This is a genomic window from Ignavibacteriota bacterium (assembly GCA_016713565.1).
In the GTDB taxonomy this organism is placed as follows: domain Bacteria; phylum Bacteroidota; class Ignavibacteria; order Ignavibacteriales; family Melioribacteraceae.
In genome coordinates this window covers 355,923-378,428 of the sequence record JADJOX010000007.1, presented here as the reverse complement: position 1 = coordinate 378,428, position 22,506 = coordinate 355,923, and the positions used below count along the sequence as shown (strand labels likewise).

Here is a 22,506-nt window from a genome sequence, read left to right as displayed (position 1 = left end):
ATGGATAATAAAAATTTTTCTGATAAAAACAGAACGCTTAGAATTTTAGAAACTGAAGAAAAAAAATTTGCAGATAAATTAATTTCAATAAATTCTAAAGTTACTAAAGACGAAATTGAAGATAAGATCATTAATCAAAATTATTTTGAAATTGCAGAATTTTTACCGGAAAAATTTGTCGATTTACTCATAATCGATCCGCCTTACAATTTAAGCAAAACTTTTAATACAAATAAGTTCAGTAAACTTTCAATTGACGATTACACTAATTGGCTGGAAAATTTAATAAAAAAACTTTTACATACATTAAAACCTACAAGTTCAATTTACGTTTGCGGTGATTGGCTTTCGTCCACATCAATACATCTTGTATTAAATAAATATTTTAAAGTGAGAAACAGGATCACTTGGGAAAGAGATAAGGGAAGAGGCGCAAAACAAAATTGGAAAAATTCATCGGAAGATATTTGGTTTTGTACATGTTCCAATAATTATCATTTTAATTTAGAAGATGTAAAATTAAAGCGAAAGGTTATAGCTCCCTATAAAGAAAACGGGAAACCTAAAGATTGGGCAAATGATGAAAACGGAAATTTCCGGTTGACACATCCGGCAAACATTTGGACGGATATTACAATTCCATTTTGGTCTATGCCCGAAAACACCGAGCATCCGACACAAAAGCCGGAGAAATTGCTTGCGAAGTTAATTCTTGCCAGCAGTAAAACCGGAGATTTGGTTTTGGATCCGTTTGTAGGTTCAGGAACAACTGCCGTCGTGGCAAAAAAATTATCGCGCAAGTATTGCGGAATAGAAATAGATAAAAAATATGCGGCAATTTCTTTAAAAAGAATTGAAGAAGCGGAACTTAATAGGTCAATTCAAGGGTATAATGATGGTGTTTTTTGGGAAAGAAATACATTCAGTTTGCAGAAAAAATAAGAATTCTATTTGAATTTTTTGTTGCCTTGCATTTATCTATAGCAATAATTAAAATTTAAGATTAAATATAAAACTTTACTGGAGGTTCTTTAATGTTTAACAAAATGAGATTGTTAATTTTCGGGTTAATTTTAATATTCGTTGCATCGTGTTCACCAAAACATTCTGAAATCATAGTTGCTGAATATGGTGATTATAAAATTAAAATGGATGAATTTGAAAAAGCGTACGCGAAGAATGTCGGCGGAATTGAACTGGCGAAAAAAGATTCCATAGCAAATTATAATAAATTCTTGGATCTTTTCGTTAACTTCAATATGAAATTAAGAGACGCAAAGGTAAGAGGTTTACAAAATGATCCGAAAATTTTAGAAGAATTGGAAACATATAAAAATAATATCGGTGTTTCGTATTATTTGGAAAAAGAACTTGTTGAAAAAGGAATTAAAGATTTATATGATAAAAGAAAATATGAACTTCGCGTAAGTCATCTTTTGGTTAGAAATGATAAAATTTCTGATGAAGAAGCAAGGAAAAAAGCCTATGAAATAGCTGAAAGAATTAAAAACGGCGCCAAGTTTGAAGACGAAGTTTTGGCAAATTCGGATGATCAGTTTTCAAAAAATAGAGGCGGCGATATTTATTATATTACTGCAGGAACAGTAATTCCCGAATTTGAAAATGTTGTTTACGACACAAAAGTCGATTCGGTAAATTTAACTCCTCTGCATACTCAATACGGATATCATATAATTAAAGTTACTGACAAAAGAAAAAGAATACCACAATTAAGAGCAAGTCACATTTTGTTTGCTAAAAAAGGAAATAACGATTCACTAAATACAGCTCAATTGGCAAAAGCAAAAGAAGTTTTGGAAAGAATTAAAAAAGGCGAAGATTTTGCGGCACTCGCAAAAGAATATTCGGATGATCCCGGTTCAAAAAGCAACGGTGGTGAGTTAGGGTTTTTTGAAAGAAGACAAATGGTTCAACCTTTCGATGAAGCCGCTTTTAATTTGAATGTTAATGAAGTTTCAGATATCGTTGAATCCCAATATGGTTATCATATTATTAAAGTTTTAGGTAAAACCGAATACCCAAGTTTTGAAGATGAAAAACAGAATCTTCGTAATATTTATGAAAAATCAAGAAGAAAAGCGGACTATCAAAAATTATTGGATACCTTCAGCAAAGAAGCAAAAATAATTACCAATGATCAGGTTATTAAGGAAATTATTTTGAACAGCGATTCTGCTTTAGTTAATGATGAATATTGGGATTCAAACCTTCATCAAAATTTTGGCGATAAAACAATTTTGATAATCGACGATCAATCATTTGAATTTGATAAACTTATTAGTTACTTGCAGCAGAACCCAAAAAATACAAACGTAATTTTAGATGAAAAATCAATAAACAGTTTTATAAATAGTTTTAAAGAACAGAAATTATTGGAAATTGAAATTGCAAAAAAATTAACTAACGACGTTGCATTTAATGATCTAATGGATGATTACAAACACGGTATTGTAATATTTAAATTGCATGAAGATGAAGTTTGGAATAAAATGAAAATGGATTCTACCGAAATAAAAAATCTTTATGAAAAATCAAAAGACAACTATTTTTTCCCTGATAGGGTTCAGTTTAAGGAATTATACACAGTATCAGATTCACTTCTCGACGTTTGTAGAAAGGAAGTTTTATCCGGTAAAAGTTTTGATGAAGTATTAGTTGCACATAAATTAAAAGTTAGACCGGAAAATGCCCTCTATGCCAATGAACTAAAAGAAGTAGGAAATAATAAATTTGCAAAAGCAGCTTTCGAATTGAAAAAAAATGGGGACATTTCCGAAATCGTTTCCGATGAAAAAGGCAAAAGCATTCTAAAATTAGTAAACAAAGAAACATCCAGATTAAAATCATTTGATGAAGCAAAGCCGGAAGTCACAAGCACTTACCAAGATATTGAAAGTGCTCAGTTGGAAAATGAATATATTACACGATTAAAAAATACTTATAAACCAAAGATTTTCTATGATGAATTATCAAAAGCTTTTAAAGATTAGTTTTATACTTTTTTCAATTTCATTCGTCAGCTGTGAAGAAGAAATAAAAGATAAAGAAGTAATTGTCGCGCAAGTCGGTTCAAGTAAATTAACCGAAAATGAATTGACAAATATTTTGGGAAGTAAAAAATATTCTCAAAAGTATAGAGAAGAATTTATTAAAAATTGGATTGAGACAGAAATTTTATACGAAATGGCAATTGAAGGAAAATTATTGAATTCGGAAAATTATTATAGAATAATCAAAGATTCCGAAAAAGAATTAGCATCTTCAATTGCACTTGATAAATTGCTGTTTGAACATCCGATTCAATTCAGCGACAGTGATTTGGTTGAGTTTTATAATTCAAAAAAAGAAGATTATGTTTTTACTTCAGATGCTTTCATTCTGAATGTTATATCATTTAAAAATGAAGAATCGGCAATTAATTTTAGAAATTTTGCGGTTGAAACTAATTGGAGCGAAGCCTTAAAAAAATATGGGGATGATCAAGAATTAAATGAAAATTATTCGAATAAAATTTACCGATCATCTCAAATACATTCTCAAAAGCTTCTTAGACTATTAGCGGAACTTTTTCAAGATGATATAAGCATTGTTGTGGAAAACGAACCTAACGACTATGTTGTAGTTCAGATGATTGATAAAATAGATCAAAGCGCAATTCCGCAATTTGATTATGTAAAAGATAGAGTTAAAGAAAGTTTTATTCTTAATAAACAAAAAGAAATTTTAAGCCATTTATTGGATAGTTTAAAGTTGGAAAAAAAAGCAAAAGTATTTTAGGAACATTGATGAAAAAAATTATTTTTTTATTTGTAATTATATTAGCATGCAATTTAAATGCTCAAGAAGTTGTTGATAAAATAATAGCAATTGTCGGAGACGAAATAATTTTGAATTCCGAACTTGAATTTCAAGCCCAAATGTATGCATCCCAGCGCAAATTGGATCCTAATGATCCTGAAATCAGAAAAGTATTGCTGAACAAGATGATTGAAGATAAATTAATGTATGCTCAAAGCATTATAGATTCAATTGAAGTCTCTGATGATGATGTCAACAGGCAGCTTGAACAAGTAATTGCGTATTATACTCATCAATACGGATCGCAGGAAAAACTTGAACAAGCTTACGGAATGAGTGTTGAAAAAATTAAAAGGGAAATGCGGGACGATACTCGAAAAAATTTAATGGCTGAAATGTTGAAAAATCAGAAATTTGCAAAAATTGATGTTACAAGAAGAGAAGTTCAAGAGTTTTTTGATACTTATCAGGATTCGTTAGGTGTAATTGCCGAAAAATATGAAATTGCGCACATTTTCATAAATCCTAAATCAACAGAAAAGCTTAAAAAGAAAGCACGAGATTTTGCCCAATCGCTTAGAGATTCAATAAGTAAAGGCGCGGATTTCGCCGAGCTTGCTAAAAAAAATTCGGATGACCCCGGAAGCGCAAAAGCCGGCGGCGATCTTGGTTTTGTTAAACGCGGTGTTTTTTATCCTGAATTTGAATCGGCAGCATTTGGACTTAAAGAAGGAGAATTGTCAAATGTTATAGAATCTCCCGTAGGATTTCATATTATTGAATTAATAGAAAAACGAGGAGAATCAATTAGAGCAAGACATATTCTTATTAAACCCAAAAGCGACGACGCGGCAGACATTAAAGCAATTGAACAGTTAACAGAAATTCGTGATAGTATTTTAAGTAATAAAAATACTTTTGATTATTATGCCGCTAAATACAGCAATGATAAAGAAACCGCAAAATTCGGCGGATTATTAGGAACTTTTGAAGCTGGGCAGCTGGAAAAACCTCTGCTCGATCAAATTTATAAACTACACGATGGTGAAATAAGTTTTCCAAAAAGATTAGAAATAAGCGGAAATGAATATGGGTTTCACATTATTAAATTGATTAAAAGAATTTCTGAACATAAACCAAATCTTGAAACAGATTATAATGAAATAAAAAAAATTACCGAATTTAGAAAGAGAGAAAAATTAAATAAAGAATGGATTGAAGAAATCAAAGAAAAAGTTTACTTGGAAATTAGGATTTAATTTTGGAAAATAAAGTTATTTCAAATGACGTAGAATTAGTTCAAGAACTTCAGAAAATATTTAAGGAAATAAAATCTGAAGTTGGAAAAGTTATAATTGGTCAAAGTGAAACAGTTGATAATCTATTAACTTCGTTATTTTCAAAAGGGCATTGCCTTTTAGTCGGTGTTCCCGGCTTAGCAAAAACTTTATTAATAAAAACTTTGGCGCAAGTTTTGGATCTTCAATTCAGCAGAATTCAATTTACGCCTGATTTAATGCCGAGTGATATAACCGGAACAGAAATTCTTGAAGAAGATCAAACAACAAAAAAAAGAGAATTCAGATTTATTAAAGGTCCCATTTTTGCAAATATAATATTAGCCGATGAAATAAATAGAACACCGCCTAAGACACAATCTGCTTTGTTAGAAGCAATGCAGGAAAATAACGTTACTGCGGCCGGAAGAAAATACGTTTTACCAAATCCATTTTTTGTTTTAGCTACTCAGAATCCAATAGAACAGGAAGGTACTTATCCACTGCCCGAAGCTCAGCTCGATAGATTCATGTTCAATTTATGGCTAGATTATCCAAAGTTTGAAGAGGAAGTTGATATCATTAAACAGACAACGAGCAGTTTCAATATTGAATTAGAAAAAAAAATAACAAATGAAGAAATATTAATATTTCAGAATTTAGTTAGACGAGTTCCGGTTTCGGATAATGTAATTCAATATGCCGTAAATTTTGTTAAAAGTACGCGACCGAATGAAACTTCAAATGGTTTAAGTAACTTGGTAAGCTGGGGTGCAGGACCAAGAGCTTCGCAATATTTAATTTTAGCGGCAAAGACTTATTCAATATTGGATGGAAGATTTACGCCTGAAATTAGTGACGTTAAACGAGCATTGCTTCCGGTGTTACGTCATAGAATTATTCCAAGTTTCAACGCTGAAGCAGAAGGTATTTCATCTGTGGAGATAATAGATAAATTATTAAACGGTAAACAATAATTCAAAATTAATTATCGTGAATTTTATTCGAGAAAAAATCAAATATTTATTTGCTTATTTTTTAATCGTAATTATTATCAGCGGTTGCACAGATAATGACGAAAAAAGTCCTTACATAAAGTCCGATGCTGTAAATATTGAATATGACAGATTTGGATTTCCTATAGATTCATTTAATGTTGTTAAAGGTGAGATAAAGAAAAACCAATTTTTGTCGGATATACTTACATCAACCAACATTTCTTCATCGAAAATCAATGAAATTTACACTAAGGCGAAATCATTTTTTGATTTTAAAAAAATTAAGCCGGGAAACAAATATAGATTTTATATAAATAATGACTCTTCGAATTCTCTAAACTCTTTTGTATATGAAATAAATCCAAAGGAGTTTGTAACGGTTGGCATTTCAGATTCAATTGATGTGAATTATGTAAAACGAGAAACCCGGATTGAAGAAAGAACCATTTCAGGAGTAATCACATCTTCTTTATATCAAACATTTTATGATAATAATATTTCTCCAATTTTAGCCGCAAAACTTGCAGATATATTTGCTTGGCAGATTGATTTTTACACAATCCAAAAAAACGATTGTTATTTTATAGTTTTTGAAGTAGAAAAACTTGGTGATGAAGTTATTGATGTTGGTGAAATTAAAGCCGCAAAGTTTATTCACAACTCTGAAGAATTTAATGCTTTTATGTTTAATCAAGACGGCAAATATGAATATTTTGATGAAAATGGTAAAAGTTTGGTGAAAGCATTTTTAAAAGCACCGCTTAAATTCAAAAGAATAAGTTCAAATTTTTCACGAAGCAGATTACATCCAATTCTGCGAACATATAAACCTCATTTAGGGATTGATTATGCTGCTGCGGTCGGGACTCCTGTTCAAGCAATCGGTGACGGAATTATTTTGGAAGCTCGAAGAAACGGAGCTGCAGGAAATTATGTAAAAATAAAGCATAATGAAAATTATTCATCAGGATATATGCATTTATCAAAATATGGCAAAGGAATTAGAAAAGGTACAAGAGTTCAGCAAGGACAAGTTATTGGTTTTGTTGGTACAACGGGAAGATCAACTGGTCCGCATTTGGATTTCAGATTTTGGAAAAACGGTATACTTGTAAATTATCTTACGCAAAAATTCTTTTCATCAAAATCTATTTTGGTGGAAAATTTTCCAGAATTTAATTTATTAAAAGATAATCTAAATGCTAAAATTGATAGGATGAAAATAATTAGTACAGCTGTTACTCTGGAACATGCACCAGAAAATACTCATTAGCGGTTTTACCTATTTTTGTAGCTTGCTCAATCGTTAAGTGTAAATCAGTTTCCTTTTCAGTTTCCGCTCCCGCTTCTATAATTGCTAAATCAGAATCTTTCGACATTTTGACCAAATTATCACAATACGCCGTATCGCCGCCATAACAAATGCTGAGATCATTGTTGAAAAATTTAAAGCCAAGTGAAGGTACTTCAACGGATTCACCCATAATTTCCGACGGTTCGCGGTGGTTTACTTTGAATGGTTTTATTATAATATCTTTTCGTTTAATGATTCTACTGTTATTGATTGGTTTTAAAATTATTTTATACTTTAATTCGTGCGAATATACTTCATTAAATGCTTTGTATATACTTTCAATTTCCAAACAGCCCTGAGGATAATAAATATTTAGCGGAGTTTTCTTTTTCATTACAGAAAGATATGTTAAAAGTGACCAAACACCTCCGATGTGATCATGATGTCCGTGAGAAATAAAAATATCGGAAATCTCCAATATTTTTTTTGCAGAATAATCTTTATTTAAATCTCGTAAAATTCCGTCTCCGGGATCAACAATTAAAGTTGAATTCTTTGTTGTAATTATTATTCCGGTTGCAATGTTTGGTATAGAGCAAAAAATTTTAATGAAAAAATTATTTTTTTCCCAAACAAGTGGATATTTTTGATTATTTATTTTTGACATCAATTATTTCTTTACACTACTTTAAATTTTTGCAATTTTTTTCATTTTTGCATTTGCCGAAAATATTAAAACTATAACCGACGCTTTCAAATCCCAATTCATCACAAATTTTTTTAACACTTTCTTGAATATTTGGGGAAGTAAACTCGGTAATATTTCCACAATTAATGCAGATCAGATGATCGTGATTTTTCCTGTTATAACTGGATTCATATCTTGTAATTCCATCACCGAAATTTCTCTTTGCCAATAAATTACATTTATCCAATAACTCCAAAGTATTGTAAACCGTAGCTCGTGAAACATTGGACTTTTTATTTTTCATTTGAATAAAAAGATCGTCTGCTCCAAAATGACCTTTGTATTCCAAAGCATAATCAAGCACTTCGAATCTTTCAGGAGTAATCCGATGATTTTCGTGCTTTAAAAATATTTTGAATTTTTCGTGGGCAGTTTCGTTTTTCAATTTTTGCCAATAACTTTTAAATCAAAGATAAAAAAAAATATTTAATTTAGAATAGCTTTAGAAATAAATTTTAGCTTTAATTCCAATTATAAATTGACTAATTTTTAAAAAAATATATTCTAAAAATAAAGGATAAATATGAACAAATCATTTGAAATAATTAATAGAGTTGGCATTTCGAATCAAAGCATTTCTGATGCAGTTAAAAATGCGCTTGATGAGGCTAAAAACGACGGCGGAGTTTCCTGGTTTGAAGTAGTTGAACAAAGAGGACGAGTAACAAACGATGATAAAATTGAATTTCAAGTAACTGTAAAAATTGGACGTAAACTTTAAATTTAATTTAAATTTCATATTATTAATTATTTGTAAGATCGGAGAAAATGATGGTTGAAGTTGGAAAAAAAGCTCCCGCAATTTCATTAAAAGATTCCTTTGGAACTAAAAGAACTCTTAAAGAATTTTTGGGTAAAAATGTAATTTTATATTTTTATCCAAAAGACGAAACACCCGGCTGCACAACAGAAGCTTGTGATTTTAGAGATTCCTTTTTGCAATATGAAAATTTAGACGCTGTAATTATTGGTGTTAGTCCCGATTCTGTCGAAAGTCATAAAAAATTTATGGAACATCATAATTTGCCCTTTATTTTATTAAGCGATGAAGAAAAAGAAGTGATAGAAAAATACGGTGTTTGGAAAGAAAAAAATATGTATGGTAAAAAATATATGGGAGTTGAAAGAACAACTTTTTTAATAGATGCTAAAGGAACCTTAAAAAAAATATATGAAAAAGTTAAAGTTCCGGGTCATGTTGAGCAAGTTTATAATGACTTGAAAGAAATATAAAATGATTTATGTAACCAGAAGGGAAGTATTCAGTACATCGCATAGACTTCATAATGAAAAATTAAGCGATGAAGAAAATCTTAATTTATATGGAAAATGCAATAATCCGAACGGACACGGACATAATTATATTTTAGAAGTTGTTATTGCCGGAGAAATAGATGAAAAGACCGGATATGTAATTGATCTTAAGAAACTTAAAACAATTATTATTGATAATATCATAAGCAAAGTAGATCATAAACATCTTAATTATGACGTTGACTTTATGGAGGGAATAAATCCCACGACTGAAAATTTTGTAGTTAAAATTTGGGATGAGCTTGCTGATAAAATACCATCGGGAAAACTGCATTCGGTAATTTTACGGGAAACTGAAAATAATTTTGTAGAATACAAAGGAAAGTAAAAATTTTGAATCAAGATAAAATTGAAAAAAATATTTATTCTTTATTACAAGAATTGGGTGAAAACCCGGAACGTGAAGGACTTAAAAGAACACCGGAACGAGTAGCAAAAGCATATCAATATTTAACTTCGGGATATGAGAAGGATATTGAAAAAGTATTAAACGACGCTGTGTTTGAAGAAAAATATGACGAAATGGTAATTGTAAAAGACATAGATTTTTTCAGTATGTGCGAACATCATCTTTTACCATTTTACGGAAAAGTTCATGTTGCATATATTCCAAACGGAAAAATTGTTGGTTTGAGTAAGATACCAAGAATTGTTGAAGTATTTGCCAGAAGACTTCAAGTTCAGGAAAGAATGACACAAGAAATTGCCAGCACAATTAATAAATATCTTAAACCCATTGGCGTTGCAGTTGTTGCGGAAGCTTACCATATGTGTATGATGATGCGCGGTGTAGAAAAACAAAACTCATACACAGTTACAAGCGCAATGCTCGGCGGATTCAAAAACGACGCGAGAACAAGGGAAGAATTTCTTGATTTAATATCTCACAAAAGGATTTAATTGTGGGGAAAAAAGATGCTGTTTGGATTACCGGCGCAAGTTCCGGCATTGGATTGGCAATAACTAAAAAATTAAGTCAATCCGATTATAACATTATCGCTTCTGCAAGAAGAATTAAGCCAATTGAGGAAATAAATAATGAATTTAATTTATCTTCAAAAATATTGGCCATACAAAATGATATTTCCGATTTTGCAGATTTAAGTGAAAAAATTTCCAAAGTAAAAAATGAATATAATATAAATTGTTTGATTAATAATGCCGGCATATCCTCTTTCAAACCTTTTGCGGAAAATTCGATTGAAGAAATTGATCAAATAATTAAGGTTAATCTACTTGGTTCAATTTATACTGTAAAATTAGTTTTACCGGAAATGATTCTAAACAAATCCGGAACAATAATAAATATTCTTTCAGTTGCAGCCAAAAAGACTCTAAAAAACAGCAGCGTTTACGCGGCTTCAAAATCCGGCTTGGATTATTTTTCAAAAGATTTACGCGAAGAAGTTAGGGAACATAATATTAAAATTATTAATATTTTCCCCGGTGCTACTTCCACGGAAATTTGGCCGGAAAAAGTGTTAGCCAAATATTCGTCAAAAATGATGCAAGCGGAAAATATAGCTGATTTTATTTCAAACATATTAAAAATTAACGGAAATATGGTTCCTGAAGAAATTCTATTGCGACCAATTACCGGAGATTTATGATAAATTGAGAAAAAACGTTATTATCACCGGAGCCAGCAGAGGAATCGGCAAATCAATTGCATTAAGATTTTCAAAAGAAAATTTCAATGTTTTTATTTTTGGAAGAGATGAAAACGAATTAAAAAAAGTAAAAAGTGAAATTGAAAAAAATAATGCATATTGCGAATATTTTATTGGAGATGTAGCTGATCTGACTTTTGTTAAAAATTCCATTGAGCAAATTTTAACAAAAGAAGAAAAAATTGACGTTTTGATAAACAATGCTGGAATTGCAATATTTAAAAAATTTATCGATACATCCCTAGAAGATTTTAAAAATCAAATTAATGCAAATGTTATTGGCGTATTTAATTTTACTAAAGCCGTTATTGAAAATATGATTGAAAATAAAAATGGTACAGTTATTAATATAGTATCGCAAGCCGGAAAAAATGGCTTTGATTTTGGAACCACATATTCCGCAACCAAACACGCGGTTATGGGCTTTTCAAAATCTTTAATGCTTGAAGTCAGAAAATTTGACATAAGAATAATAACGGTTTGTCCCGGTTCAACCGATACAGAAATGATCAAAAATTCACCCATCCATAAAAACAATAAACAATTTTTATCACCTAAAGATGTTGCGGAAATTACTTATTCTATAGTTAACCTTCCTCAAAACGCACTTGTAAGTGATATAGAAATCAGACCAAACAATCCGTAAAAAGAAATAAAATTCTCTTAACATTTACTTATCTCAACCGATTATTGAATAGGCAAATTACGCTTTAAACGAGATTTTATGGTTGTTGGAAAATTTAATTATCATCAAATATTATTTACGCTTGAAACATATTTGAAAATTGAAGAAAAATTAAGTTTTCTATTCGAGGTAAAGATTGAAGTAAACAAGGTTATTCAATGCTTTGTTCAAACAAAGTTTCAGCCTTTAAGAAACTATATAACAAAAAATAAATTTACCGATGATGGGTGTGATGAATTAACCGAATTTCTTCAAAAAGTCGCGGGATTTTATAATTCACCTTTATATTCAAATAGATTTTTAAGCGATGAAATATTAAAAAGGCATCTACGTGAGGAAGTTTTAAACTATAAAAAGTTTGTAAGACTTATTGATGCCGAAATTACATATTGGATTGAACAGCGGGAAAAAGAAAATAATAAAAACACATTAAGAGAATCAACAATGCGAGAACAAGAAAATTTTCAAGATGAAATTGAAGAACAGCAGTCTAAATTTAAAGATGAAAAGCCAAATCAAATGGAGAATTCCACTTCTATAAGAGAACTTAAAGAAAAACAAAGAAAAATTGTTTGGAAAGGTTCTAAGGAAGATTTGATTTATTTCTTTGACCAACTTTACGGTTTGCAGCTTCTGAAAGTAAAAGGTTATGATGAAATTTTTTCAATAGTTTCACATTACTTTATTTCAGAAAGCGGGGAACCCATGTTTGTTGAAAAATCTGCTTCGTCAAAAATGAATCTTACAGGTCCAAAAATTCCGGAAGGTTATCAAAGATATATGCGCGGAATTGAAAAACTGAAAGCAAATGAGAAATAAAAAAACCGGAAAAGTTTCCGGTTTGTAGAACATTTTTGATCAAAGATTTAATTTAATTTTCAGGTTGTGGTTCATCGTTGTCACTATCCATCGGAGGCGGTGGAGGCATTAAATTTTTTTCTCTTTTATCGTCAAAATTTCTGTGCATTTTTTTGGAGTCATTCATTCTTTCTCTAAAGTTTTCCGGCATTTCGGCAAAATGAGCTTTCCATTCATTCTTTTGATCTTTGTCTAAAATTCTATAAACATCAAGCCACATTTGTGTTCTCAATTGGGATTGCTCATTTCTTAGTTTTTCGCCATTCTGAGTCAAATTAACAAATTCGTTTTCGTCAAAATTTTCGGCATTGAACAATTTTTTAATTTCCAATCGGTTTTTATTCAATTTTGCCCACAAATCAATCCTTTTTTCTTCATGCGTAAATTGAATTTGATCAAATTTTTTCTTTTGTTCATCTGTTAAATTTAATTTTTTAATTCCAAACATATCGTTTTTGAACATTCGTTCTTTTTGAGCAAACATATTTTGGGAAATAAGTAAAACAGATAATGCGATAAATATTTTGAAAATCCTTTTCATTTTTCCTCCTAAATTGTTTTTGGTTTTGCTTATTTGACACGATTGACCGAACCACGGTTTAAAGAGAAAAATTTAAACCATGAACATATAATTTTTGTCTAAATTATTGTTCAAGGAAAACTATGGCCGATGAGAAGGAGTTTGAACTCGTAAAAAATTTTATTAATGGCGATGAAAAGTCCTTTAATAAAATTGTTACTGAGTATCAAAAATTAATTTATTGGAATGCCAGAAGAATGTTGGGTAATCATTATGATGCCGATGAGATTACACAGCAAGTTATTATTGTTCTTTATAATAAATTGAAAACATTCAAATTTAATTCATCATTAAAAACGTGGATTTATAAAATTACATTTACTCGAAGTTTGAATTTGATTAAAAAGAATAAAATTAAAAATCTTTTTAGCATTGATGAACCGACTGCAGATTTCAAAAATGAAAATGATATCGTTAAAAATTTAGAAAATAGGGAAAAATTGGAAAGACTAAACAACGTTCTTGATGAACTACCGATTAAACAAAAAGAAGTGTTTATTCTAAGAAAATTTGATGAATTAAGTTATGAGGAAATTTCTGAAATAACAGGTAAAAGCATTGGCGGACTAAAAGCTAACTATTTTCACGCATTAAATAAAATTTTAACAAAATTGGATGACTATGAATAAGACATTACAATTTATTAAATATTTAGAAAATGATTTTAGTGAAGAAGAAAAAAGTAATTTCGAAAAAAATCTTTCACTTAATCATAATCTAAGGAAAGAATTTGAAAAATATCAAATGAATTACAAAAACCTAAATTCAGAAGTTAAAGCAGAAGAAGATTACTTTATTACATTATTGCCAAGAGTAAAAGAGCGAATTTCCGCAAAGAAGAAATTTTCTTTTTATTTTAATCTGATACCAAAATATGCATACCTTTTTCCAGTTATTTTAATTGCCGCGGTAGTAATATTTTTATTAAATACTTATAATAGTAATATTAAAAGTGCTATTGATGTGAAGAATTTTACATATGCGTTTAGCGATAACAATGAATTAATTACAGAATTACTTGATGAAACAAGTCATTACAAAATAATTGAAAACTACGACTCAGAAATTTATTCACTTACACATAGTGAAGACGAATATGAAAATATTATATTAAATTATTTGAAAGAGAATAATCATATTTTTGAACTTAATGAAAGTGTCATAAATAACATATCCGAAGATGATTACAATTTAGTTTATAATGAAATAATTAATAAAAAAATTCTATAGGCAAAAAATGAAAATTAAAATTCTACTAATCGCAATTTTTATGGCAGGAAATATATATTGTCAGGAAATGGATAAACCTCCAATGGGTCCGCCAAACAAAAAATTTGAACAGCTCGAACAACTGAAACTACTTGAGATTCTAAATTTGGATGAAGATACCGCAGTTAAATTCATAACGAGAAGGAATAAAAATAGAGATAAAATTATGGATGTAATGCGCGATTTTGATACAGAGCTTGATAAAATGGAAAAATTATTGAACTCGGATAAAAAAGATAAGAACTATTCCGATTACATTGATAAATGCATGTCTTATGAAATTAAAATAACAGAAGAAAAAAATAATTTCATTGAATCTTTAAAAGATATCTTAACAAGCGAACAAATAGCAAAAGTAATTATTTTTGAAAGAAAATTCAGGCGAGATGTAAGAGATATTTTATTGGAGAAAGGTAAAAAAAGAATTCAAAGAGAAAGAGAAGAATAACATTAAAACTTATATCTTTGGAACAAAAATTAAGTAAAGCTGTAAACCAATTAAACTTTTGCAAAATAGTATTCATTAAAGTTATTGCATTTTTATTTATATAATTTTATCTTTAAAATCTATTTTGCGGAAGTGGTGAAATTGGTATACACGCTATCTTGAGGGGGTAGTGCTCGTAAGAGCATACGGGTTCAAGTCCCGTCTTCCGCACCATGTTAAACTAAAAGAAAGGTGAGATTAATGAAGAAATTTTTAAGCATACTATTTTCTCTACTGTTCTCTTTTGCTACTATTCATTCACAAGAAGCAGAAATGAATGTTGAAGCAGCTAAACTTTATAATGAAGGTAACAAACAAATGAAAGCCGGAAATTATAACGGCGCATTAGAAAATTATAACAAAGCTTTGGGAATTGACAAAGATTATAGAATCTATTATCAAATGAGTACTGTATATAAGAAGCAAAGAAGTTTTGATAAAGCTGAAGACGCGCTAAAAAATTGTGTAGCAATAAATCCTAATTTTGCTATTGCCTACAACGCTATGGGAACAAATTATTATTCTTGGGAAAAATTTGATTTGGCAATTCAGAATTTTGCAAAATTTAAAGAATTAAGTAAGGACAAAAAGAACCAAGAACAAGCTGCAAAATATATTGGACTTTCATATACAAAGCTTGGTGAAATTGCGTTACGAGAAAAAAATTATGAAAAAGCAGCGGAATACTTAAATAATGCGGTTTCAAATTATCAATATGATGCGGCATATTTAAAATTAGCAGATATGTATGTTGAAACAGCGAAATATGATGAAGCGCTTAAGGCTGCTGATAATGCTATAAATTCTCGCGGCACAAAATCTGAAGCACCAAAAGGAGCCGCTTATTTTTATAAGGCTCTCGCATTTAAAGGATTGAACCAAATTGATAAAGCTAAAGAAAATTTTAAGATTGCTAGTACAGATAAACTTTACAAAGATCGCTGCAATCATGAACTTAAATATCTGAACTAGGCATAGTACCAATCTATTTCAAACCCAATTAATGTTTTTTAATTGGGTTTTCTTTTATAACACATATAAATTTAATAACTTAACCAAGATTAAAGATAATTATCTTTAACTTATTCTACTAATTGCTTATATTTTAGAAATATTTTTATTAAAAAAAACTGAAACTATTTTTTGAAAATTCAGGTTTAATGATTTATTAAAATATAATAAGATTAGAGCCCTATGAAAAATGCCATCATCTTTTTTATTATGCTGTTCATATTTTCAAATTATCAAATTGCTCAAAAAGATGTTTCTTTTTATTCCGAGGGAATGAAAAATTTTTACGATGGCAACTATTCTTTAGCAATAAAAAATTTGAATTTATATCTCTCACAATCCGAAGTCGATGAAAATTTGTTTTCAAGCGCTAAATTGTATATTGGTGAAAGTCTTTTAGGACTTGATCAATACGACGGTGCAATTACCAATTTTGAAGAATTCGTCGAAAAATATCCTAATTCAAATTTACGAGAAATAGCGCTTTACAGGTTGGGGAATTTGTATTTCAATAAAAAAATTTACGATAAAAGCAGAGAATTTTTAACCATCTTGGTTAATAAATATCCTACATCGGAATATTCCGGTTCAGCTTTTCATTTGATTGGCGAGACTTTTATCGAAGAAAACGATTTGAACAAAGCCGAACAATTCTTTAATTCTGCAGTAAACTCTAAATACAACAATACCTTTGTTGATCGTAGCATTTTTGCGTTGGCTAATGTTTATGAAAAAAAAGGCGAGTACCGTAAAGCGGTTGAATATTATGATAAACTTTTAGGATTTCACAGAAACAGCGAACTTTCGTCTCAAGCTCAATTTAGAATTGGAGTTTGTTATTTTGAGCTTAAGGAATATGACAATGTGATTTTGGAATTGTCCGATCCGTTGATCGAGGAACTAAACTCAGATGATAAAAATAATGCAGATTATATTTTAGCAAACTCGTATTATCGTTTGAAGGAATACAACAATGCGTCGGAAGCATATAAAAGAATATTAAATAATTCGCCTACAGAAGATATGCTTAATAAAATTAGATACGGATTGGCTTGGATAAATTTCCAGCAAAATGATTTTGATAGCGCGTATAAGCTTTTCAATCTGCTTTCAACTAGCAAAGACGATTCAATTGCCATAAAATCTTTGTATTGGAGCGGCGAAGCACAACGCTATGCCGGTAACAACGATGAGGCAATCGCAATCCATAAAAAATTTGCCGAAAAATATCCCAATCATTATTTAACCCAAAGAGTAAAACTTAATATCGGAATAAGTAAATTCAGTGAAAAAAGTTTTGATGAATCTGAAACTTCACTGTTGCAATCATTAAACAGCTCAGATCCTTTTACAAGATCAAAATCATATACATTGCTTGGAGAAATAAGTTTAAGAAGAAAAGAATATCAAAAAGCAAAAGAATATTTTCAATATGGTTTGAATATTTCTCAAATACCCGTTCAACTGAAAGACAGATGTTTTTTGGGACTTGGAGTTTCAAATTTTTATTTAAAAAATAATGTTGAAGCTTTAAAGAATTTTAATTCTATAAATGAAAACGAAACCGAAATTGAAAAAAACAAATTGTTTTTTTACAGAGCCGAAGCAAATTTTGTTTTAGGGAATTACAATAAATCAATTGCAGACTACAACAAAGTAAATATAGAAAATAATGAATTCAAAGATGACGTAGTATATGGTTTGGCATATTCATATTTTGATCTTCCGGATTTTTCAAAAGCCGCGTATTACTTTAATGAGTTTAATAAAAATTATTCAAGTGATTCAAGATTTAGTGAATGCCAATTAAGATTAGCCGATTGTTATTATGCACAAAAGGATTATTCGAAGGCTAGCACTTATTATCAAAGAGCTTTAATTAATTCGGCAAAATTCGGAAATGATGAAAGAGCATTTTTTAATTATGCTCAGAGTTTATTCAAATCGGGTGATGCGCAAAATGCAATTGATGTTTTGAATCAAATCCAGATAAAATTTCCAGCTTCAAATTATGCGGATGATTCACAATACTTAATTGGCTGGATCAAATTTCAGAGAAATGAATTTGACGCAGCTATAGAAAATTATTCAGCTTTGTTCGAAAAATATCCTCAATCAAATTTACTTCCAATTGCTTTATATTCTATTGGCGATTCGCATTTTAATAAAGGCGAATACGATAAAGCGGTTTTATATTATAATAGAGTTATTTCTCAATATCCAAACACACAATATGTTTATGATGCCGTTAACGGAATTCAATATTGTTATGTTGTTCAAGATAAACAGCCTGAAGCCGTTAATTATTTGCAGAACTTTATTGCTGATCATCCTAGTTTAGATTTTCTCGATAAAATTCAAATGAAAACCGGAGAGATATATTATAGTGCTGGCCAATATGAACAGGCAATTTCAGAATACGAAAAAGTTGTTAAAAATTATCCTCAAAGTTCTCAAATTCCGCAAGCTTATTACTGGATGGGAAAAAGTGCTGCATTATCGAATAATACAGACAAGGCGATTCAATATTTTGAATATGTAAAAAATAATTCTTTGAATTCCGACGAAGGATTCAGTGCTGTTTTGGAAATTGGCACAATTTATAGAAACCAAAAAAATTTGAATGCCGAAATTGGTTTATATAATGAAATTTTAGGAAAAGTAAAAGATTCAAAAAGAATTTCAGAAATAAAATTTAATAAAGCACAGGCTTATATCTCCAGCGAACAAATTCCCGAAGCATACAAAGAATTGCAAGAAATTGTTGATAGCCGAGATGGATCTTTATTCTATCATAAAGCAGAAATTGAATTGGGAATATTAGAACTGTCTAGGAATAATTTTGAAAATTCTATGAATCTTTTCCGCGATGTTTCGGATAATAGAAAAGATGATATTGCTGCTGAAGCATTGTATTATGTTGGTCAGAATTATTATATGCAGAAGAAAATTCCCGAAGCAATAACTGAGTTAATAAAATTACGTTCAGTTTATACAATGTACGAAGAATGGTACACAAAATCTTTATTACTGCTCGGCGATTGTTATGTTGCCAATAATGATAAAGTAAAAGCAGCAGAAATGTATAAAGCAGTTTTGAAAAGACATAAAAAAAATCAATTTGCTCAAGAAGCTAACGAGAAACTAAATCAATTATGAAAAAAATAATATCAATTTTTCTTTTAAGCTTTTCATTATTATTCGCTCAAGAAGGCGGAGGAATTGAACTTCCGGATTTTGTTATTACGGGCAACGAAAATGTAACTGTTCCGAAAATGGAAAAATCTCAGCCGAATTTAATACCTCTATTATCAAAAGATTTTTTTACTCCATCGAATATTAGTGATGATCAAACAAGTATTTCACTTCCCAAAATTGATAATCAGGTAGTTAGCATTCCTAATTATCGACAAATGACAAAAGCACTTTTGAGATTAAATGCGGGAATTTATACTTGGCCTTCCGGTGAATTTTACTATAACGATTGGACAGGGAACTTAAGTTACAACGCGCATTTATACGGTTTGAATGAACTTGAATATATTAAATATGCCGGAATGAGCTATGCGGGGATTGGATTAGGAAGTAAATATTTTGTAAATCATGAAGCTGATTTTCTGCCCGGGCTAGAAATTGATTTAAATGGAAATTATTTATACGAATCTTATAATTTCTATGGTTCCGATAAAAGAAGTTTGGAAAGAAAAACTGACGAAGGAAATATTTCATTATCATTTAATTTTGCATCTGATTCTTATAGAAATTTTGGAATTTCCTTTGACAATGAATATTATAATCAAAAGGATAATTCCATAAGTGAAAATATATTTTCCGCTAATGCTTACGTAAACTTAAAATTGCAACAATTTGATTTTTTACTCAACGGTGGTTTTAAAAATCAAGCAATAAATTCCAAAAAGTATTCGGAAGGAAACAACTCCTTTTTTGTAACAAATGCAAGTCTTGCAATTTATCCGTTTTCTTTTCTTTATGTTCGCGGCGGAATATCTTATGCTGAAAGCGAAGGCAATACATTTTTTGCCCCCAACGCGTATGCAAGTTTAAAAATGAGCAAAAGGTTTTCGGTTTACGGCGAATTTGCACCATTCACAGAATTTGTTACATTAAAAGATTTTAGAAACGCGAATAGATATTACCAATTAAATAACTTTGTTGATTTGTTTATTGAAAATAAATTTAATATTAAGTTAGCCGCTAAATATGAATATGAAAAATATTTTGAAATTAGCGGTGGATTTGGCTATGTAAATACTGATAATAATTTTTATTTTGAAGACGATTCGTTAAACGGAATCTTTGCAATTCATAAAACTGATTCGGAAAAATCTTTTGCATTTCTAAATCTTTTATTCCGTAAAGGTCCTTTGGGTGAATTTTACGGAAACATAATTGTCCAGAATATTTCCGGTAACGGTTCAAAAAATTTGCCGTATAATTCGGAATTTTTAGCTGATTTGAGTTATTCTTATAATTGGGCAAATTTTGGATTAAATTTAACACTTAACTATTTTGGAAAATCATATTCCGATTATCAAAATACTAGCGAAATTCCAGACGCAATAAATTTAAATGCAAATTTTAAGTATAAACTATTTGAAAATTTTGATTTGACATTTTCATTGCAGAATCTGCTTAATGATAAATATTATTATTTTAGAAATTACAAAGCAAAACCATTTGATTTAATTGCCGGTATAGAGTTTAGATGGTAAATGAATTTAAATCATTCCGTAGAGGATGAAATGGATAAAGAAAATTTAGAAAAAAAGTTTGCCGAACTATTAGGATTAAACGAAAACGAAAGTGTTTTTGCGTTCAACAAGTTTAAAGATAAAATTGTTGATTCAATATTTGTCGGCGATGCACTCAAAATAAAAGGTTTGGGTGTATTCCAAATTAAAGAACAATTAAGTGAAGAAATAAATAAAACAAAAAACAGAAAAAAAACTCTATTGTTCTCTCCGGCAAGTGAAATTTCAGTTGAATCATCACCTTTTTTAACTTTAGATATTCAACAAAAATTTACCGATACTGTTGAATTTGACGAGAAAATATTTCAGTTGGGAATTGGCAAACCAATGATATCATTGGAAGACGACGGTTCAAAAGACACCAGCGATGTTAGGGCCCAACAAATTGAAACAAAAATTGATGAATTAATTCAGCAGTCAGAAAAAATTTCAAACTATGATATTTGGGAAGATTATTTTGAAGGTAAAGAAGCACAAAGTATATTTAATGAAGATGAAATTAATGATGAATTGGATTCATATTTTGATGATGATATCGATTTGAAAAGTAAACAATTGTTTGAGAATGATTTTGAAGAATTAAATGATGATGAAATATTAAATAATATTTTTGAAGACGGAAGCTTGGATAATGAAGAAATAAATGAACTGACATCAAATGAGAAAATTGATGAAGAAACAGAAGATATGGAAGACGAGATTTTAGAAAATGATCTACTTGATAATGTTGAAAAAACAAAATTAGATGAATTTGAAGACCATGATGAAAACAATAAAGAAAATATTCAGATAATTGGAGAAAAATTCCCAAATTTAGAAGATAAATTTTCTTTAACTGATAATAACATTAATAATCCCATATCTGAAGAATTTGAAACTGAAAAAACAGACGAAAATCAAGCAAACAATGTAAATTCGTTTGAATTGATTGAAAATGATCAAAATGAAAATGAAGAAAATGATGAGGAATTTGATTCAACAGTTTTAAAGTTGGAACAAATTGATCTGCAAAATAATAATGATTCAAATTATGAGAATCAGTTGAAGAATAAAAATTATACTAAATCAGAATCCCCCAAGGGGAAAAAAAATGGCTATGTAATAGTTACACTATTAATTTTTATGATTTTAGCATTTTCTGTTTATTATTTGTTTTTTATTAATTTGTCCTCAAAAGATGATAAAGAAGCAAAATTGAATATAGAAAACGATAAAAATTTAAATGAAACAATTGGAAATTCGGATACTAATAAAACAATACCTGGAAATGAAATTTTACTTTCAAATACGATTGATGCTGATAAACAAGATTCTGTTTTGAAAAACCAAAATAATCAAGGAAATGCGAAGTCATTTCCACCAGAAATATCAAAATTAAAAAATGAAGAAGTATTATCCAGCGTTGATAGTGAAACAAAAAATAAAAAAGAAATCGATGCAGAAAAGGGAGTAATATTCAAAGAACAAAATCAGAAAGAAGAAGAAGTAAGTAACAACATTTACTCGGATGGTAAAAATTATTCTGTACAAATTTCATCTTGGAAACAGCAGTCAATTGCCGAAAGAGAAGCAAATAAATTAAAGAGTAGAGGATTTGACGCATATGTTATAAAAGTTTTCATTCAGAAATTAAATGGGACTTGGCACAGAGTTAGAATTGGTCCATACTCAACTTTAGAAGAAGCACAAAAAAATCAATCTAAATTATAACAGAATTTAAGGAA

At 29.6% G+C, this 22,506-nt stretch carries 23 protein-coding genes and 1 tRNA gene; 21 read left to right on the top strand and 3 right to left on the bottom strand.

Annotation, left to right across the window (positions count from 1 at the left end):
- The 6 genes from IPK06_08735 (at position 1) to IPK06_08710 (ending at position 7,367) form a co-directional block, all read left to right on the top strand.
- Positions 1-942, top strand: coding sequence for a site-specific DNA-methyltransferase (locus tag IPK06_08735; protein MBK7980071.1), 942 nt, complete (start codon positions 1-3; stop codon positions 940-942).
- Positions 943-1,034: 92 nt separating this feature from the next.
- Entirely contained in the window at positions 1,035-3,011 is a 1,977-nt protein-coding gene (locus tag IPK06_08730; GenBank protein MBK7980070.1) for a peptidylprolyl isomerase, read from the top strand.
- Positions 2,983-3,798, top strand: coding sequence for a peptidyl-prolyl cis-trans isomerase (locus IPK06_08725; protein ID MBK7980069.1), 816 nt, complete (start codon positions 2,983-2,985; stop codon positions 3,796-3,798). Before IPK06_08730 ends, IPK06_08725 begins: the two co-directional genes overlap by 29 nt.
- Before the next feature lie 8 nt (positions 3,799-3,806).
- Positions 3,807-5,078, top strand: a complete 1,272-nt coding sequence (locus IPK06_08720) for a peptidylprolyl isomerase (protein MBK7980068.1) — start codon at positions 3,807-3,809, stop codon at positions 5,076-5,078.
- A 2-nt stretch (positions 5,079-5,080) separates the two neighbouring features.
- Entirely contained in the window at positions 5,081-6,073 is a 993-nt protein-coding gene (locus IPK06_08715; protein ID MBK7980067.1) for a MoxR family ATPase, read from the top strand.
- Positions 6,074-6,089: 16 nt separating this feature from the next.
- Positions 6,090-7,367, top strand: coding sequence for a peptidoglycan DD-metalloendopeptidase family protein (locus IPK06_08710; GenBank protein MBK7980066.1), 1,278 nt, complete (start codon positions 6,090-6,092; stop codon positions 7,365-7,367).
- Here the strand turns inward: IPK06_08710 and IPK06_08705 are convergent.
- On the bottom strand, positions 7,333-8,055 hold the full coding sequence (locus IPK06_08705; protein MBK7980065.1) for a ribonuclease Z: 723 nt from the start codon (positions 8,053-8,055) through the stop codon (positions 7,333-7,335). The genes IPK06_08710 and IPK06_08705 overlap by 35 nt on opposite strands.
- Positions 8,056-8,071: 16 nt before the next feature.
- Positions 8,072-8,521, bottom strand: coding sequence for a transcriptional repressor (locus IPK06_08700; protein MBK7980064.1), 450 nt, complete (start codon positions 8,519-8,521; stop codon positions 8,072-8,074).
- Between the two features lie 138 nt (positions 8,522-8,659).
- On the opposite strand from IPK06_08700, the gene IPK06_08695 reads away from it, so the two are divergent.
- From IPK06_08695 to IPK06_08665, 7 genes are all read left to right on the top strand, one after another.
- Positions 8,660-8,857: a dodecin domain-containing protein gene (locus IPK06_08695; GenBank protein ID MBK7980063.1), complete on the top strand. Its 198-nt coding sequence runs from the start codon at positions 8,660-8,662 to the stop codon at positions 8,855-8,857.
- A 50-nt stretch (positions 8,858-8,907) separates the two neighbouring features.
- Complete coding sequence (gene bcp, locus IPK06_08690; GenBank protein ID MBK7980062.1) at positions 8,908-9,369, top strand: thioredoxin-dependent thiol peroxidase; 462 nt, start codon at positions 8,908-8,910, stop codon at positions 9,367-9,369.
- A gap of 1 nt (position 9,370) precedes the next feature.
- Positions 9,371-9,778 (top strand): 6-carboxytetrahydropterin synthase, encoded by a 408-nt coding sequence (locus tag IPK06_08685; GenBank protein MBK7980061.1) that lies wholly within the window; start codon positions 9,371-9,373, stop codon positions 9,776-9,778.
- Positions 9,779-9,783: 5 nt separating this feature from the next.
- Positions 9,784-10,350, top strand: coding sequence for a GTP cyclohydrolase I FolE (gene folE, locus IPK06_08680; GenBank protein MBK7980060.1), 567 nt, complete (start codon positions 9,784-9,786; stop codon positions 10,348-10,350).
- Between the two features lie 2 nt (positions 10,351-10,352).
- Entirely contained in the window at positions 10,353-11,060 is a 708-nt protein-coding gene (locus tag IPK06_08675; GenBank protein MBK7980059.1) for an SDR family oxidoreductase, read from the top strand.
- 4 nt (positions 11,061-11,064) lie between these two features.
- Positions 11,065-11,766 (top strand): SDR family NAD(P)-dependent oxidoreductase, encoded by a 702-nt coding sequence (locus tag IPK06_08670; protein MBK7980058.1) that lies wholly within the window; start codon positions 11,065-11,067, stop codon positions 11,764-11,766.
- A 78-nt stretch (positions 11,767-11,844) separates the two neighbouring features.
- Positions 11,845-12,624 (top strand): hypothetical protein, encoded by a 780-nt coding sequence (locus IPK06_08665; GenBank protein ID MBK7980057.1) that lies wholly within the window; start codon positions 11,845-11,847, stop codon positions 12,622-12,624.
- 52 nt (positions 12,625-12,676) lie between these two features.
- On the opposite strand, the gene IPK06_08660 is transcribed toward IPK06_08665, so the two are convergent.
- Complete coding sequence (locus IPK06_08660; protein ID MBK7980056.1) at positions 12,677-13,204, bottom strand: periplasmic heavy metal sensor; 528 nt, start codon at positions 13,202-13,204, stop codon at positions 12,677-12,679.
- A 122-nt stretch (positions 13,205-13,326) separates the two neighbouring features.
- Between IPK06_08660 and IPK06_08655 the strand changes: the two genes are divergently transcribed.
- The 8 genes from IPK06_08655 to IPK06_08620 all read left to right on the top strand — a co-directional run bounded on the left by IPK06_08655 (position 13,327) and on the right by IPK06_08620 (position 22,492).
- Entirely contained in the window at positions 13,327-13,872 is a 546-nt protein-coding gene (locus IPK06_08655) for a sigma-70 family RNA polymerase sigma factor (protein ID MBK7980055.1), read from the top strand.
- Positions 13,865-14,473, top strand: a complete 609-nt coding sequence (locus IPK06_08650; protein MBK7980054.1) for a hypothetical protein — start codon at positions 13,865-13,867, stop codon at positions 14,471-14,473. Before IPK06_08655 ends, IPK06_08650 begins: the two co-directional genes overlap by 8 nt.
- A 7-nt stretch (positions 14,474-14,480) precedes the next feature.
- Positions 14,481-14,960, top strand: a complete 480-nt coding sequence (locus IPK06_08645) for a hypothetical protein (protein MBK7980053.1) — start codon at positions 14,481-14,483, stop codon at positions 14,958-14,960.
- Between the two features lie 126 nt (positions 14,961-15,086).
- Positions 15,087-15,173, top strand: a tRNA-Leu gene (locus IPK06_08640).
- 27 nt (positions 15,174-15,200) lie between these two features.
- Positions 15,201-15,971: a hypothetical protein gene (locus IPK06_08635; protein MBK7980052.1), complete on the top strand. Its 771-nt coding sequence runs from the start codon at positions 15,201-15,203 to the stop codon at positions 15,969-15,971.
- Between the two features lie 222 nt (positions 15,972-16,193).
- Positions 16,194-19,169 carry a tetratricopeptide repeat protein gene (locus IPK06_08630; GenBank protein MBK7980051.1) on the top strand — a complete coding sequence of 992 codons (2,976 nt, stop codon included), beginning with the start codon at positions 16,194-16,196 and terminating at the stop codon, positions 19,167-19,169.
- A complete protein-coding gene (locus IPK06_08625) occupies positions 19,166-20,743 on the top strand; it encodes a hypothetical protein (GenBank protein ID MBK7980050.1) in 1,578 nt (525 codons plus the stop codon). The genes IPK06_08630 and IPK06_08625 overlap by 4 nt, the downstream gene beginning before the upstream one ends.
- 30 nt (positions 20,744-20,773) lie before the next feature.
- Positions 20,774-22,492, top strand: a complete 1,719-nt coding sequence (locus IPK06_08620) for an SPOR domain-containing protein (protein MBK7980049.1) — start codon at positions 20,774-20,776, stop codon at positions 22,490-22,492.
- The last annotated feature ends 14 nt before the right edge of the window (positions 22,493-22,506 follow it).

Bases quoted from the DNA above. Each gene is read 5' to 3' on its own strand.
- bcp (MBK7980062.1), top strand. From the start codon at position 8,908: ATGGTTGAAGTTGGAAAAAAAGCTCCCGCAATTTCATTAAAAGATTCC.
- IPK06_08665 (MBK7980057.1), top strand. From the start codon at position 11,845: ATGGTTGTTGGAAAATTTAATTATCATCAAATATTATTTACGCTTGAA.
- IPK06_08650 (MBK7980054.1), top strand. From the start codon at position 13,865: ATGAATAAGACATTACAATTTATTAAATATTTAGAAAATGATTTTAGT.
- IPK06_08735 (MBK7980071.1), top strand. From the start codon at position 1: ATGGATAATAAAAATTTTTCTGATAAAAACAGAACGCTTAGAATTTTA.
- IPK06_08685 (MBK7980061.1), top strand. From the start codon at position 9,371: ATGATTTATGTAACCAGAAGGGAAGTATTCAGTACATCGCATAGACTT.
- IPK06_08635 (MBK7980052.1), top strand. From the start codon at position 15,201: ATGAAGAAATTTTTAAGCATACTATTTTCTCTACTGTTCTCTTTTGCT.
- IPK06_08705 (MBK7980065.1), bottom strand. From the start codon at position 8,055: ATGTCAAAAATAAATAATCAAAAATATCCACTTGTTTGGGAAAAAAAT.
- IPK06_08660 (MBK7980056.1), bottom strand. From the start codon at position 13,204: ATGAAAAGGATTTTCAAAATATTTATCGCATTATCTGTTTTACTTATT.
- IPK06_08720 (MBK7980068.1), top strand. From the start codon at position 3,807: ATGAAAAAAATTATTTTTTTATTTGTAATTATATTAGCATGCAATTTA.
- IPK06_08620 (MBK7980049.1), top strand. From the start codon at position 20,774: ATGGATAAAGAAAATTTAGAAAAAAAGTTTGCCGAACTATTAGGATTA.
- IPK06_08630 (MBK7980051.1), top strand. From the start codon at position 16,194: ATGAAAAATGCCATCATCTTTTTTATTATGCTGTTCATATTTTCAAAT.
- IPK06_08725 (MBK7980069.1), top strand. From the start codon at position 2,983: ATGAATTATCAAAAGCTTTTAAAGATTAGTTTTATACTTTTTTCAATT.
- IPK06_08625 (MBK7980050.1), top strand. From the start codon at position 19,166: ATGAAAAAAATAATATCAATTTTTCTTTTAAGCTTTTCATTATTATTC.
- IPK06_08695 (MBK7980063.1), top strand. From the start codon at position 8,660: ATGAACAAATCATTTGAAATAATTAATAGAGTTGGCATTTCGAATCAA.
- IPK06_08645 (MBK7980053.1), top strand. From the start codon at position 14,481: ATGAAAATTAAAATTCTACTAATCGCAATTTTTATGGCAGGAAATATA.
- IPK06_08655 (MBK7980055.1), top strand. From the start codon at position 13,327: ATGGCCGATGAGAAGGAGTTTGAACTCGTAAAAAATTTTATTAATGGC.
- IPK06_08730 (MBK7980070.1), top strand. From the start codon at position 1,035: ATGTTTAACAAAATGAGATTGTTAATTTTCGGGTTAATTTTAATATTC.